This is a genomic window from Acinetobacter sp. AR_0276, from assembly GCF_003000705.1.
Lineage (GTDB): Bacteria > Pseudomonadota > Gammaproteobacteria > Pseudomonadales > Moraxellaceae > Acinetobacter > Acinetobacter nosocomialis.
This window is the reverse complement of the sequence record NZ_PSQO01000004.1, coordinates 1,428,539-1,441,755: the sequence shown is the minus strand read 5'-3', so window position 1 is coordinate 1,441,755 and position 13,217 is coordinate 1,428,539. Positions and strand designations below refer to the sequence as shown.

Sequence of the window (13,217 nt, the reverse complement as noted above, 5' to 3'; positions counted from 1 at the left end):
ATGAGCTGTCTTTGAGTTCGGTTCATACTTTTATGTATCATTTAAAATTCGAAATATAAAAATCATTACAGAAATTTACTAGAAAGAAAACTGTGTAAAAAATAGTCTCATTTTAAGCTACGTAAACAATATAAATTTCAACGTATCATAAACCTTGAAATAAAAAAGATTTTTTAGCTAAAAAATGAGGAAGAGAATGAATATTTTCGAAGCATTAAGAGAAAGCCATGAAAATCAACGTAACCTTTCTGAACAATTAATCCAGACTCATGGTTTAACTGAAGAACGAAAACAATTATTTGATGCATTAAAAAATGAACTCTATGCTCATTCAGTTGCCGAGGACCGTTATTTATATATTCCTTTAATGTTTGACGATGTGGGTTTGGATATTACTCGACATGCCTTATCTGAACATCATGAAATGGATGAGTTGGTTGAACAGCTTGAAAAAACGGATATGAGTAGCCCAAGCTGGTTGGCCACTGCCAGACAGTTAAGTGAAAAAGTTCATCATCATTTAAAAGAAGAAGAGCATAAATTTTTTCAACAAGCTGGAAAAATTCTTAAAGACAGCGAAAAAGAAACGCTCGGCAATAAATATTTAAAGGAATATAAAAAGTATAAAAAGCAGCAGTAGATTAAACCTATGCAGCTTTTTTAGTACTTCTTAAAGTAACTCCAATCGAGGCCAGCATTACGCAAGCCAAAGCCACCCATTGCAGCATGCTGATTTCTTCGTGAAGTAATAGGAAACCCGTTAATGCTGCCAATGCTGGTGCTAAACTCGTTAGAGTGCCATAAGTTAATTTATTGAGTTGTTTGAGTGCCATTAAGTCGAGTGCATAGGGAATTGCAGTCGCTAAAATAGCGATAAGTAATGCTTTACCCCAGTACTGTGTCTCAAGTAATGCAGGCGCATTATGCCAAATACCAATTGGTAGTAATGCAAGTGCAGATACGCCGATTCCAATTGTTAATGCATGCATTCCTATATTTTGAGTCACAACTCTATGGCCGAAATAAATATAGAACGCCCAGCAAAGCCCAGCACCTAGAGCACATGCTGCACCTATATATGAGAAATGGTGCTGAACTGGGTTTTGCCAAGGTACCATAAGTGCAATACCTAACATGGCAAGCGCTACCCAAATGTAGTCGCTCTTTTGTTTAATCGAAAGAAGCGCAAGACCTAATGGACCAATAAACTCTAATCCAACAGCAATCCCTTGGGGTAATTTTCCAAGCGACGTATAAAATAAAATATTCATTAACCCTAAAGATGCACAGTACATCAATAAATCACGCCATTTTAAGTAGGGTAAGCGCGACCAGATTTTCCAAGAGCGAAACATGACCGCAACAATAACTGTGGCAAAACATAACCTTAAGATAGTAACGGTAAGGGGGTCCAAAGCTGCAATAAGTTGCTTAGCAAATGAGGCGCTGATTTGATATGAGACCATCGACAAAATCATGTATAGCACAGCAATAATTGAAAGATTTTGCATGGACATACCTTAACGCTTCATTTGATATTTAAAAAATAAGAGTGATTAATTATAGCCAATATTGTGTTTTAACCAGCAGGTTTCATAGCGTTAACCTGCTGTTTTTTCACGTTGTTGACGAGCTTTTTGAGTCGTTATGGTACAACCGACGGAAGCAGTAATAATTGTTGCGAGTGCCAACCATTGGTTCCATAACAGATATTCGCCTAAAAATATAAAGCCAGAAAGGGCTGCAACTGCAGGTTCTAGGCTCATCAATGTTCCAAAGCTTAGTGGGGTTAAATTGCGTAGTGCTAACATTTCTAAAGAAAACGGAAGCGCACTGGCCAAAATTGCTAAGCCAATAAAATAAAAAAGATAGGGCAGCTCTATAACTTGAGCAATTGAGCCTGAAAAAAATGTAATTGGTAAAAGTATGCAAGCACCTATAGCCATACCTAAACAAACGGTGTGATTACCTGAAATTCCAGAAGGTTTTTGTCCTGCAATAATATAAAGCGCCCAACATGCGCCCGCACTCATTGCAAATAAAACGCCGATCCAATCCAAGCTATGAGCTTGATTAAAAGGAAATAATAAAATGAGTCCAAGAATTGCGAAAGTGACCCATACAAAATCATATTTTTGGCGAGCATGATATAAAGCCACGCTTAATGGGCCAATAAATTCAAATGCAACTGCAATACCGATCGGCAAACGTTCAAGAGATAAATAGAAAAGAGCATTCATGCCTGCAAGAGCAAAGCCATAAGCCAAAATCGCTTTCCATCGAACCTGACTAAAATTAATTCGCCAGATTTTAAAAATAAAAGCCAGAATACACGCTCCAATACATAAACGCATTGCAGACACTGTCAAAACGGGAAAGCTCTGAAATAAAACTTTAGCTAACGATGCGCTACTTTGGACGCTCAACATAGCAAGAATAAGGAAGCCCAAAGCATGGAGCTGGGATTTCTGGCTTGGACTGGACATTTTATTATTTGATCAATTGGTATACTTTTCACATGATAATGTAAATACCCATAAAAAAGCCACAGACAATGCTGTGGCTTTTAAATTTACAGTTCGAATTAGAACAATACGCGTACGCGAATTGTGCCTTCAACTTCGTGTAATGTATCTAAAGCTTCTTGAGATGCAGAAGCGTCAACATCCATAATGAGGTAACCAATGTCACCTTTAGTCATAAGAGACTGACCAGAAATGTTGATGCCTTGTTCAGCAAACAAGTTGTTGATTTTAGACAATACACCCGGTACGTTTTTATGGATGTGTAGTAAACGGTGTTGACCCGCCGTTAATGGCAATGCGATTTCTGGGAAGTTTACCGCAGAAAGTGTCATACCCTTGTCAGAGTAAGCAACGAATTTCTCTGCTACTTCTAAACCGATGTTTGCTTGAGCTTCCATCGTTGAACCACCAACGTGAGGAGTCAAGATCACGTTGTCTAAACCACGAAGTGGAGACTGGAATTCTTCACCATTTGCTTTTGGTTCTTTCGGGAATACGTCAACTGCCGCACCTGCAAGGTGACCAGATTTGATTGCATCAGCTAAATCTTCGATTACTACACATGTACCACGTGCAGCATTTAAGAAGATTGCGCCTTCTTTCATTTTTGCAAATTGTTCTTTAGTAAAGAAGTTACGTGTAGACGGAACATCTGGTACATGTAAAGTCACAACATCAGCAGTTGCTAAAAGTTCATCTAAAGAACCAACTTGGCGAGCATTACCCATTGGTAACTTAGTGACTGCATCATAATAAATAACATGCATACCCATGCTTTCAGCAAGAACTGAAAGTTGAGAACCGATGGAACCGTAACCCACAATACCTAAAGTTTTGCCACGAGTTTCAAAAGAACCCACAGCAGATTTGTCCCAACCACCACGATGACAAGCCGCTGACTTTTCAGGAACACGGCGAAGAAGAAGAATTGTTTCAGCAAGTACAAGCTCTGCCACCGAACGCGTATTTGAATACGGTGCGTTGAATACAGGAATACCACGTGCCATTGCTGCTTTAAGATCAACTTGGTTTGTTCCGATACAGAAACAACCTACTGCGATCAATTTATTTGCAGCTTCGAAAACTTCTTCAGTCAATTGGGTACGCGAACGAATACCAATAAAGTGAGCATCTTTAATTGCTTCTTTAAGCGCTTCGCCTTCAAGAGCAGTTTTACGATAGTCAATATTGGTGTAACCCGCAGCGTTTAAAGTATCGACTGCGTTTTGGTGAACGCCTTCTAACAAAAGGAAACGGATTTTATCTTTAGGTAGTGAAAGATGTTGGCTCATTACGGCTCCGCTACAAAGGCCAAATTTGGTGGCGGTATAATAACATACTGGGCAGCGCTATAGATATTTCGTTTATACCATCGCCTTATGGCAATTTTATCTATGTCTAATCACTTCTGTTTATGGCTTGCCGAGCGCTATGAAATATGCTTGGTATTCTTAAAGGCTTAGACTTTCCTTCGGAGCCTGATAAAAACACATTTATTGGTTTTAAACATGTTTTGTAGTGACAGTATCTCTATTATGAACTTTATCGCTTGTGCGGTTACATGTAGAATATAGAAGTTCCTTGAACATTATGGCTTTGCTCAGGTGAAAACCTTGAGAATATGAGGTCATAATCCCACCACAGTTTACTTCTTGCTAGGTCTGCAAACGATGAATGCTCCAGTCGCTTTAACACCTGAGTTACTCACCCAATTAACAGCAATCGTCGGTGAAAACCGTATTAAAACCGATGCTGATAGTCTCGAAAACTGGGGTAAAGATCATACCAAGCATTTTAATCCGAACCCATCGGTCATCGTTTTTCCATCAACGACTGAACAAGTTCAGGCAGTTGTAAAACTTGCGAACCAGTTTAATGTCGCGATTACGCCGTCTGGTGGCCGTACTGGTCTCTCTGCTGGCGCAGTAGCAACCAATGGTGAAATTGTCATTAGTATGGACAAAATGAACCAGATTCTTGAGTTCTTCCCGGCAGATCGTATGGTGCGTGTTCAAGCTGGTGTTGTGACTGAGCAATTGCAGAATTATGCAGAAGAACAAGGTATGTATTATCCGGTTGACTTTGCATCAGCGGGTTCTAGTCAGATTGGCGGTAATATTGGTACCAATGCTGGCGGTATTAAAGTCATTAAATATGGCATGACACGTAACTGGGTGCTTGGTTTAACTGTTGTTACTGGTAAAGGCGACATTTTACGTTTAAACAAAGGCATGGTTAAAAATGCAACTGGTTATGCATTACAGCATTTGTTTATTGGTGGTGAAGGTACATTAGGTTTAGTGACCGAAGCAGAAATTAAACTTGAGCGTCAACCACAAAACTTACAAGTTTTAGTTTTAGGTGTTCCTGATTTTGATGCAGTGATGCCTGTATTACATGCGTTCCAAAAAGATATCGACTTAACAGCATTTGAGTTCTTTGGTGAACTTGCAATGCAAAAAGTTTTAAACAATGGTCATGTACAACGTCCATTTGAAACCGAATGTCCGTTCTATGTATTGCTTGAGTTTGAAGCACCATACGAGCCGATTATCGACAAAGCAATGGAAATTTTCGAGCACTGTATGGAGCAGGGCTGGGTACTTGATGGCGTGATGAGCCAAAGCCTTGACCAAGTAGAGAGTTTATGGCGTTTACGCGAAGATATTTCTGAATCAATTGCACCGTTTATTCCATACAAAAATGATATTTCTGTATTAATTACTCATGTACCTGCATTTATTCGTGAAATTGATGCGATTGTTCAAGAGAACTATCCTGACTTTGAAATTTGCTGGTTCGGTCATATTGGTGACGGTAACTTACACTTAAATATTTTAAAACCTGAAAACTTAACCAAAGATGAGTTCTTTGCGAAGTGTCAGGTTGTGAATAAATATGTATTTGATACCGTGAAAAAATACGATGGTTCAATCTCTGCCGAGCATGGCGTAGGTATGACGAAAAAGCCATATTTGGAATATTCGCGTTCTCCTGAAGAAATTGAATATATGAAAGCTTTGAAAAAAGTATTTGACCCGAAAGGTATTATGAACCCGGGTAAATTATTTGATCTCTAATGCTTTATTAAATAAAAGAAGTTCTGCTAAAAGCGTATCGTAAGATGCGCTTTTTTATTAATTTTTTTATTTCTTGTACGCTTTCCAACCTGTCAGAATATGATAAATCAACGGTAAAAGACTAAGAGCAAAAAAACTACAAAGCACAATGGCCCATAGAGGTAAATCCCTTGGATTACCTAAAAAGAAATAGGCAAAAATAGAATAAGACAACATCGAAAACATCGCCATTGTTCCAAGTGGAAGCGTGACTTTAAAAATTAACATGCTAGCAAATGTTTTGTAGGGTTCCATGTCGCGCTTTAGACTGTAGGCAATAATCATGAGCAACACATAACCTAAAATAAATAGCATAAATAAAGCGGCTGCAAACAATAGAATTGTTCGCCAGCTCTTTTCTTGCGCTGTGTGATCACCAGATTCATAAACAACAGTAATATGTTCACCAACTACAGGCATATCAACAGAGCGAACTGAATTATCTAAAGTTAGAGTTCTATTTTGATTATCTTTAAATTGAACCTGAGCAGTATGCATGAGTGTTTTAGTTTTATATTTACGCCCATTTGAGTCTGTGCGTTCAGTATCTACCCATTCAGAAGTATAACTCACTACAGTTGCATCGTAAGTTGGTTTGGTTGCTAAGCCGTAGACTGCCTGAGAAACCCAATAAGTAAATGGGAAAAATAAAGCACTAATACTAAAAACCACGGCAAATAAATAAGCAAATTCAAATTTACTACTTTTACGATTTTTAGCTAAACGCTTGACCCAAAACTTGGTGAGTACAAATGACCAAATCATCAAAACTGCAACGACCACCAAGAAAACTTGTCCCGCATAAGTCAGTTGCATAACAATCCTATTTGTTATGTGTATTTGAAATTAATTTTATCAAACGATTGTAATTAAAGTTGAGTAAGCAAGAACAAATATTTGGTCTGTAAAAGAGTAGCCATACTTACAACTACATAGTTTCTACAGAGTAACCGAGCAAGGCATAGCATCATAAAGCTATGCCTTTTGTTTTGGTGATAAAGATGCAACGTTTATTTTTGATTTCAGCTCTTTGTGCTGGACTTTTCACTGGGTGTGCGACGACCAGTAAATTAATTCCATTTGTGGGTTCGGAAACCCCAATGCAACAAGTACTTAAAGCTCAACCTGAGATTGTAAAAGAGCACAATAACACCTCAGTTCAGCAAGTGTTTAACCGTGTAGAGTCTCCGACTGTTTCTCGTATTACGGTCATTCAAACAGGTTTAATGGATGACTCTGTTTCAGCTATTCGTACAGAATATTCATTTAAATTAGTCGATGAAAAGTGGCAATTGCAAAATAAGCAAAAGAGCTACCAATGTGCGAGAGGAAAAAATACTAAAGGTTTCCAAACACAGCTTTGCTCATAAAAATAAAAAGACGATAAATATATCGTCTTTTTTATACCCTTTAAATTATGCGCCACTCTCTAAAATTCTAATTTTGACATCAACGACATCATCTTTGACTGCTTCATGATGCGCTTGCATATGAGGTGTAGCTAAGTGTGCTTCAAGATGAGCCACGCTTTCCCATTTTTCTAACATAACAATCGTGTCAGGCTCTTGAGTCTGGAAGCTCGCATTTGATTTATGGTCAATTAAAGGTTCATAACCATGACAACCTTCTTCTGCTAAAACAGTTGGAATGATTTTCTGAAATGCATCCAATACGTTTTGGCGGTGCTGTCCACCCGATTGAGTACGAATTTCCGCAATAATGGTAAGCATGGTTTTCTCCGGATTAGGCTGCTGCAAATACAGTGTTTAGATGTGCTTTATATTCTTCAACGTAACTATCAATGTCAGGCATTTTAATTACATCATTTACAATAAATGTTGGTAGGGTACTCATACCTAAGAACTGATTGGCTTTATGAAATGGTAAATAAACACCATCTACACCAACGCCGTGGAAGAACTGATCTGCATCATTAAATGCTTCCATCGGTGCATTCCAAGTGAGTGACAGCATATATTTCTTGTCATGAATTAAACCACCTGAACCATATTTTTTTGAGGCATCAGAGCGGCTACGACCATCGTTTGCATATAATGAACCGTGACCTGTCGTAAATACATCATCAATATATTTTTTTACAGTCCACGGTGCACCCATCCACCAGCCGGGCATTTGATAAATCACGACATCTGCCCATAAGAATTTTTCTACCTCAGCTTCTGCATTGTAGTCGCTATCTGCACGAGTGACTTGTACGTCATGGCCTAGTTCAGTGAGATGGTCCGTTGCCAATGCCGTGAGTGTGTCATTTAATTCACCATTTGAATGCGCAAATTGTTTAGCGCCATTAATGACTAAAATATTGCTCATGGAAGTTTCTCTAATTCAATTCTTAAACTTGAGCGATACTTTAGAGAAGATACTCTTAGAGAAAAATGCAGTAATTGGAAAAATATTATTGAGTAAAAATCACTAATATGGACTGGATATATTGTATTTATGCTTTACTTGAAAGATATATTTTACAAAGTTGAACGGAAAAAATTGTTTGTAGCCTTTAGCATCAAGGTGAAGTTGTGGTGGAGTTGAGTATGAAAAAAATTGGTTTACTCATGATGTGTAATTTATTGGTTCTGAGTGCATGTACACCGAATACAAACCCACCTACACCTCAAGCTAATAGTCCGATACAAGCTGTTTTGATCGATCAACCAAACCTTTTAAATAACGCAAGTAATTTAAGTATTTCACAGCAAATGAATGCTTTGGATGATGCTTCTAATGCACAAGTAACTATTTTACAAACTGTGCCTAGTGAAAATGCTATATCAAAAACACGTACTGAATATTTATTAAAACGTGATCAGACCATTTGGAAAATCGTAAATAAAAAGCAAAGCTACCAATGTACAAAAGGGCAGGAAACAACAGATTTTCAAGTTAACCCTTGTCCTTAAGGCTGAATCCTTAGAAGATATGTGGATAACTTTAGAGTTATTCACAATATAAAAGTGGGTTGAGGCTAAGCAAAATATAGAATTTAAAATGGTTGAAATTGTCCGATTGCTGATCAATATAAAAAGTGATATTGTGTCATCCGGCAATTAAGCCAAATGGTAAAAATTACCGAATCTCACGTCATACATTTTTTCTTGTCTTAGACACCTTGTGAATACGGTGTTTCACATTCTAAACATGCACTCTCACGGCATATAACAGCTTAACTAAAGATTGACTGACCATACTGTCATCGTCATGACTACATTATTTATTTCAATATGTAGTTGCTGAGACATTTTGGCCGCTATTTTGAAGTGTACAACTCATGAAAAATATTCAAACGACAGCGTTGAACCGTACAACGTTGATGTTTCCTTTAGCTTTAGTGCTATTTGAATTTGCGGTTTATATTGGTAATGACCTGATTCAGCCAGCGATGTTGGCAATTACTGAAGATTTCGGTGTAAGTGCAACTTGGGCGCCGTCTTCAATGTCATTTTATTTATTAGGTGGTGCATCTGTTGCATGGTTACTAGGACCTTTGTCAGATCGATTAGGCCGTAAAAAAGTACTTTTGACCGGTGTTTTATTTTTTGCCTTGTGCTGTTTTTTAATTTTATTAACGCGACAAATTGAACACTTTCTGACATTACGTTTTTTACAAGGTATTGGATTAAGCGTAATTTCAGCAGTCGGATATGCGGCAATTCAAGAAAATTTTGCCGAACGTGATGCAATTAAAGTCATGGCACTCATGGCAAATATCTCATTGCTTGCGCCCTTGCTAGGACCTGTACTTGGAGCCTTCTTAATTGATTATGTATCTTGGCACTGGGGTTTTGTGGCAATTGCTTTACTTGCGCTGCTGAGTTGGGTTGGCTTAAAGAAACAAATGCCGAGTCAGAAGGTAAGTGTGACCAAACAGCCTTTTAGTTATCTTTTTGATGACTTTAAAAAAGTATTTAGCAATCGGCAATTCCTTGGTTTAACGCTAGCCTTACCGCTTGTCGGTATGCCGCTTATGCTTTGGATTGCATTATCGCCAATTATTTTGGTCGATGAGCTCAAGCTAACGAGTGTGCAATATGGATTAGCTCAATTTCCAGTATTTTTAGGTTTAATTGTAGGTAACATCGTTTTAATTAAAATTATTGACCGTTTGGCTTTAGGTAGAACAGTCCTGATTGGTTTACCAATTATGCTCACTGGTACAGTCATTTTAATATTAGGTGTTGTCTGGCAAACCTATTTAATTCCTTGTTTACTTACGGGCATGACACTTATTTGCTTTGGTGAAGGAATTAGTTTCTCAGTGTTGTATCGCTTTGCACTTATGTCATCTGAAGTGTCGAAAGGAACTGTAGCTGCTGCTGTTTCAATGCTATTAATGACGAGCTTTTTTGCAATGATTGAGCTTGTACGTTATCTCTATACTCAATTTCACTTATGGGCTTTCGTGCTATCTGCTTTTGCATTTATCGTACTGTGGTTTACTCAACCACGCTTGGCCTTAAAAGAGGAAATGCAGGAAAGAGTTGCACAAAATTTACATTAAAAAAATACCGGAATTTATATTCCGGTATTTTTTATTCTACTTAATTTCTTGCTCTAAAAGTTTGTTTTTAAGGGTCAACAACTCAGGCAAGGTTTCTAATAGTAAGCTCATTTGTTTTAACACGAGCGTGTAGCTTTCTGAAAAGTCTTCATGAGTTGTTAAGCTTTGAATTTGCTTTAAAGTTTGCTCAATAAAATTCAAGTCAACAGAAACTTGTTCAAATAAACTTTGGTTAAGAATTTGCTGGCAATCTAGTAAAAGCTGTAATACATGTTGATCTTCAATTTTTTGTCTTTGGCTACCTAATGCTGCGACATAACTCAACTGGCTATGACTATAAACTAAATAACGAAAGGCGTAATGAATCAGCTCTGGTTTTGGGTTGGGCTCAGCACTTAAGCTCGAAATCATATTCGAGAGCTCAATTTGTGCATTATGTGCAGCACGGCGAATTCTACGATATTCAATGTCCTGATTTTTACCATGCTGGTATTGCTCAACAATCATATTGAAATAATCCAGGGTGGCTTGGCTACTTTTTTTAATATTGTTTGGAATATTACGAAAGTTCCAGTCTGGCCATATAAAATTAACAGCAAGCCATGCAATAAAGCAGCCTAATAAGGTGTCGATTAGACGAGGTAAAATAATACTAAAACCTGCGCCTTTTAAGTTGAAAATGAGCAATACCATTAAGGTTGCCATCAGTGTTGCCAACGCATATTTCTTCTGGCGCAAGTAGAAAAAGCTAACTCCACAAATAATAGTGAGAATGAGTTGACCTTCAATGCTTGGAACAAAATACAAAATAGGAATACCCCATAAAACGCCAAGTAAGGTTCCAATTGTTCTAAGTTTTAAACGGCTTTTGGTTGCAAAGTAAGTAATTTGGCAAACAAATAAACTAGTGAGTAAAATCCAGTAGCCATGTTGGGCAAAAGGTAATAGAGAAATTGCGTAACCCGCAGCAAACACAACCGCAATTCGTATTGCATGTCTAAATAGGGCAGATTGTGGTGTTAGTTGCTGCCGAATTTTTAAGACAAGGTCAGAAAAACCTTGAATATCATCATCTAGCAAATTGAGGTGTTCTTGTTTGTTTTGACTTAGCGTTTCATTAAACGGCTGAGTATATTGAAGCTGTTCAAATTGTTCATGCATGCCTTTTAAATTATTAAAAATCAATTTTAGATTTTTAACTTCAAAATTTTGCGGGTGCTGTTGTATCCAGTCTTTTAAAGAACTTTCCAAATGGTTTAAAACAATTTGTCCTTCTTGAGAAGACTGATATTGCTGGTTATGCAAAATACATTGGGCTAAATCGTGGCAAGCTTGGGCCTGTAAACGTAGATTTTTTTGAAAACGGAAAATAAGATCACTACGGCTAAAATTTTGTTGAATATGTTCGTAGTGTAGATAATTAGAAGTCGCCTGTTCATGTATATCGCGGGCAAAAAAGTACAGGTTTAACCAGTAAATACTTTTATTACTCACTCGTGATGCCTTAAGGCGAGTAAGCAGGGAGCTGCGTATTTGGTTAAGACTTTGCGCGACTTGCGTATTTTGTAGTGATAATTCAAATAAAAGCTGTTCAACATTTTCTTTATTATCAGGATCGAACAAGCGCGCTTTAGCTTGAAGTAAGGCAGAGATTTCTTCAAAAATTTGTGAAAGTTTATCTTGTAAAGGAAGTGTTGGTTTAAGAATAAAAAATAAAATAGAAGTTATGCCATACCACAGTGCGCCATAGACAAAATAAGTAGGCTGTTGATACCAGTGAGCATATTCTCCTAAACCAAACATGCTATAAATTGAAAGTAAAATTGTACCAAAAGAAATGGTAGCGTAGCGCTGACCTAAGGCGCCCAATAAAATGAAACAAGCACTTGAAATTGAAAGATATAAAATAAATAAAAGTTTATAGGGTGCTAAAAATCCAAGAATAGTGCTGACAGTAAAAAAGAGTAGGCAGACATACAGTAAGTTGCGTAAACGAAGACTTAAGCGATCGTCAAAATCGGTTAGTGCTGCGGCAATCGCACCTAACGTTACAGGAACAATGAGTTCGTTATGGCCCAACCACAGTAAGCCTAAAGTTGTGCCTGTGAGTACAATTAAAATTTGCAGGCAGTAAATTAAAATTGAATTCGCTTTAAAACGATTAAATATTTGAGTCAAATAATTCACGGCTTTTTTCTAAATGAGAGGGTACGTGATAAGGAATATTTAAATTTTTATTACTTGAAAAATATTATGCGTTTTATTTAAAAAAGTCAGTTTGTTTTTAAGATTTTATAATAATTAATTTGTCTAAACTGCTTAATAAAATAACAAAATTGTGGATATCTTTTTAGATACCCACAATTTAAAAAATAACAAATTATTGAATTACGCCACAGGCAATTCGTGCTCCGCCACCGCCTAAAGGTAGAGGAGAATCTGAATAGTTATCTCCGCCCGCATGAATCATGATTGCGCGACCTTGAATGTCAGCAAGTTTTAAACGTGGCGCAATAACAGCAGTGGTAGCTACACCAGTATTGTCAACGACTAATGCTGGTAAGTCGCCCAAGTGCCCGTTAGTTGGCGTACCATGATGTGGTGCTTGATTAGGATTATAATGACTACCTGCAGCTAAAGCAGCACCTGGTTTTCCATCTTTAACAGCAGGAGCACACGATGCATTTTCATGAATATGGAAACCACGAGTACCGCTTGGTAAATCTGCTAAAGCAGGGGTAATAATTAAGCCTTTATCACTGTCTTGAAAGCTAATCGTCCCGATTTTTTTACCAATCCCATTAGCTGTGACTTCATTTACATCGACTACTTTTTTGGTATGCATTGTCGTTAATGCATGAGTCGTATCAGATACTGTTTTGCTTACCGTACTACAACCAACTGTTAATAAAGCTGTTAGTGCACATACTGCACTCATTTTATTTAATACTGGCATTATTAGATGTCCTTATAGATATAAATCTAATTTTTTTATTCAAGCAAAGTCCTGTAAACCCTACAAGTTAATTTAAATAGTCACTTTGTATCCTGAAACAT

13 protein-coding genes are annotated in these 13,217 nt (G+C 37.4%); 5 read left to right on the top strand and 8 right to left on the bottom strand.

What is annotated here, in order from left to right:
- Nucleotides 1-196: 196 nt before the first annotated feature.
- Entirely contained in the window at nt 197-640 is a 444-nt protein-coding gene (locus CSB87_RS07720) for a hemerythrin domain-containing protein (RefSeq protein ID WP_002051715.1), read from the top strand.
- A 7-nt stretch (nt 641-647) separates the two neighbouring features.
- Here CSB87_RS07720 and CSB87_RS07715 read toward each other — a convergent pair whose 3' ends face one another.
- From CSB87_RS07715 to serA, 3 genes are all read right to left on the bottom strand, one after another.
- Nucleotides 648-1,511: an EamA family transporter gene (locus tag CSB87_RS07715; protein ID WP_031953420.1), complete on the bottom strand. Its 864-nt coding sequence runs from the start codon at nt 1,509-1,511 to the stop codon at nt 648-650.
- Between the two features lie 90 nt (nt 1,512-1,601).
- Entirely contained in the window at nt 1,602-2,486 is an 885-nt protein-coding gene (locus CSB87_RS07710) for an EamA family transporter (protein ID WP_004884668.1), read from the bottom strand.
- Nucleotides 2,487-2,584: 98 nt separating this feature from the next.
- Complete coding sequence (serA, locus tag CSB87_RS07705) at nt 2,585-3,817, bottom strand: phosphoglycerate dehydrogenase (RefSeq protein ID WP_002051786.1); 1,233 nt, start codon at nt 3,815-3,817, stop codon at nt 2,585-2,587.
- A gap of 378 nt (nt 3,818-4,195) precedes the next feature.
- Here serA and CSB87_RS07700 point away from each other — a divergent pair, with 378 nt between their 5' ends.
- Nucleotides 4,196-5,605 (top strand): FAD-binding oxidoreductase, encoded by a 1,410-nt coding sequence (locus CSB87_RS07700; protein ID WP_002051720.1) that lies wholly within the window; start codon nt 4,196-4,198, stop codon nt 5,603-5,605.
- A gap of 66 nt (nt 5,606-5,671) precedes the next feature.
- Here the strand turns inward: CSB87_RS07700 and CSB87_RS07695 are convergent, their stop codons facing one another.
- Nucleotides 5,672-6,460 (bottom strand): hypothetical protein, encoded by a 789-nt coding sequence (locus CSB87_RS07695; protein ID WP_031953419.1) that lies wholly within the window; start codon nt 6,458-6,460, stop codon nt 5,672-5,674.
- 185 nt (nt 6,461-6,645) lie between these two features.
- Here CSB87_RS07695 and CSB87_RS07690 point away from each other — a divergent pair, with 185 nt between their 5' ends.
- Nucleotides 6,646-7,014 (top strand): hypothetical protein, encoded by a 369-nt coding sequence (locus CSB87_RS07690; RefSeq protein ID WP_002051640.1) that lies wholly within the window; start codon nt 6,646-6,648, stop codon nt 7,012-7,014.
- A gap of 45 nt (nt 7,015-7,059) precedes the next feature.
- Here the strand turns inward: CSB87_RS07690 and CSB87_RS07685 are convergent, their stop codons facing one another.
- Nucleotides 7,060-7,374, bottom strand: coding sequence for a putative quinol monooxygenase (locus CSB87_RS07685; RefSeq protein WP_004711717.1), 315 nt, complete (start codon nt 7,372-7,374; stop codon nt 7,060-7,062).
- A gap of 13 nt (nt 7,375-7,387) precedes the next feature.
- The gene (locus CSB87_RS07680) at nt 7,388-7,975 is read right to left on the bottom strand and encodes an NAD(P)H-dependent oxidoreductase (protein WP_006582570.1); all 588 of its coding nucleotides are present in this window, start codon (nt 7,973-7,975) and stop codon (nt 7,388-7,390) included.
- Nucleotides 7,976-8,196: 221 nt separating this feature from the next.
- On the opposite strand from CSB87_RS07680, the gene CSB87_RS07675 reads away from it, so the two are divergent.
- On the top strand, nt 8,197-8,562 hold the full coding sequence (locus CSB87_RS07675) for a hypothetical protein (RefSeq protein WP_031953418.1): 366 nt from the start codon (nt 8,197-8,199) through the stop codon (nt 8,560-8,562).
- A gap of 368 nt (nt 8,563-8,930) precedes the next feature.
- Nucleotides 8,931-10,160 carry an MFS transporter gene (locus CSB87_RS07670; protein WP_031953416.1) on the top strand — a complete coding sequence of 410 codons (1,230 nt, stop codon included), beginning with the start codon at nt 8,931-8,933 and terminating at the stop codon, nt 10,158-10,160.
- A 36-nt stretch (nt 10,161-10,196) separates the two neighbouring features.
- On the opposite strand, the gene yccS is transcribed toward CSB87_RS07670, so the two are convergent.
- Both yccS and sodC read right to left on the bottom strand, forming a co-directional pair.
- Entirely contained in the window at nt 10,197-12,347 is a 2,151-nt protein-coding gene (gene yccS / locus CSB87_RS07665; RefSeq protein WP_031953414.1) for a YccS family putative transporter, read from the bottom strand.
- Between the two features lie 193 nt (nt 12,348-12,540).
- Nucleotides 12,541-13,116, bottom strand: a complete 576-nt coding sequence (gene sodC, locus CSB87_RS07660) for a superoxide dismutase family protein (RefSeq protein ID WP_006580736.1) — start codon at nt 13,114-13,116, stop codon at nt 12,541-12,543.
- Between the last annotated feature and the right edge of the window lie 101 nt (nt 13,117-13,217).

Excerpts from the sequence above, each read along its gene's own strand:
- CSB87_RS07720 (WP_002051715.1), top strand. The coding sequence starts at position 197 with ATGAATATTTTCGAAGCATTAAGAGAAAGCCATGAAAATCAACGTAAC.
- CSB87_RS07715 (WP_031953420.1), bottom strand. The coding sequence starts at position 1,511 with ATGCAAAATCTTTCAATTATTGCTGTGCTATACATGATTTTGTCGATG.
- CSB87_RS07710 (WP_004884668.1), bottom strand. The coding sequence starts at position 2,486 with ATGTCCAGTCCAAGCCAGAAATCCCAGCTCCATGCTTTGGGCTTCCTT.
- serA (WP_002051786.1), bottom strand. The coding sequence starts at position 3,817 with ATGAGCCAACATCTTTCACTACCTAAAGATAAAATCCGTTTCCTTTTG.
- CSB87_RS07700 (WP_002051720.1), top strand. The coding sequence starts at position 4,196 with ATGAATGCTCCAGTCGCTTTAACACCTGAGTTACTCACCCAATTAACA.
- CSB87_RS07695 (WP_031953419.1), bottom strand. The coding sequence starts at position 6,460 with ATGCAACTGACTTATGCGGGACAAGTTTTCTTGGTGGTCGTTGCAGTT.
- CSB87_RS07690 (WP_002051640.1), top strand. The coding sequence starts at position 6,646 with ATGCAACGTTTATTTTTGATTTCAGCTCTTTGTGCTGGACTTTTCACT.
- CSB87_RS07685 (WP_004711717.1), bottom strand. The coding sequence starts at position 7,374 with ATGCTTACCATTATTGCGGAAATTCGTACTCAATCGGGTGGACAGCAC.
- CSB87_RS07680 (WP_006582570.1), bottom strand. The coding sequence starts at position 7,975 with ATGAGCAATATTTTAGTCATTAATGGCGCTAAACAATTTGCGCATTCA.
- CSB87_RS07675 (WP_031953418.1), top strand. The coding sequence starts at position 8,197 with ATGAAAAAAATTGGTTTACTCATGATGTGTAATTTATTGGTTCTGAGT.
- CSB87_RS07670 (WP_031953416.1), top strand. The coding sequence starts at position 8,931 with ATGAAAAATATTCAAACGACAGCGTTGAACCGTACAACGTTGATGTTT.
- sodC (WP_006580736.1), bottom strand. The coding sequence starts at position 13,116 with ATGCCAGTATTAAATAAAATGAGTGCAGTATGTGCACTAACAGCTTTA.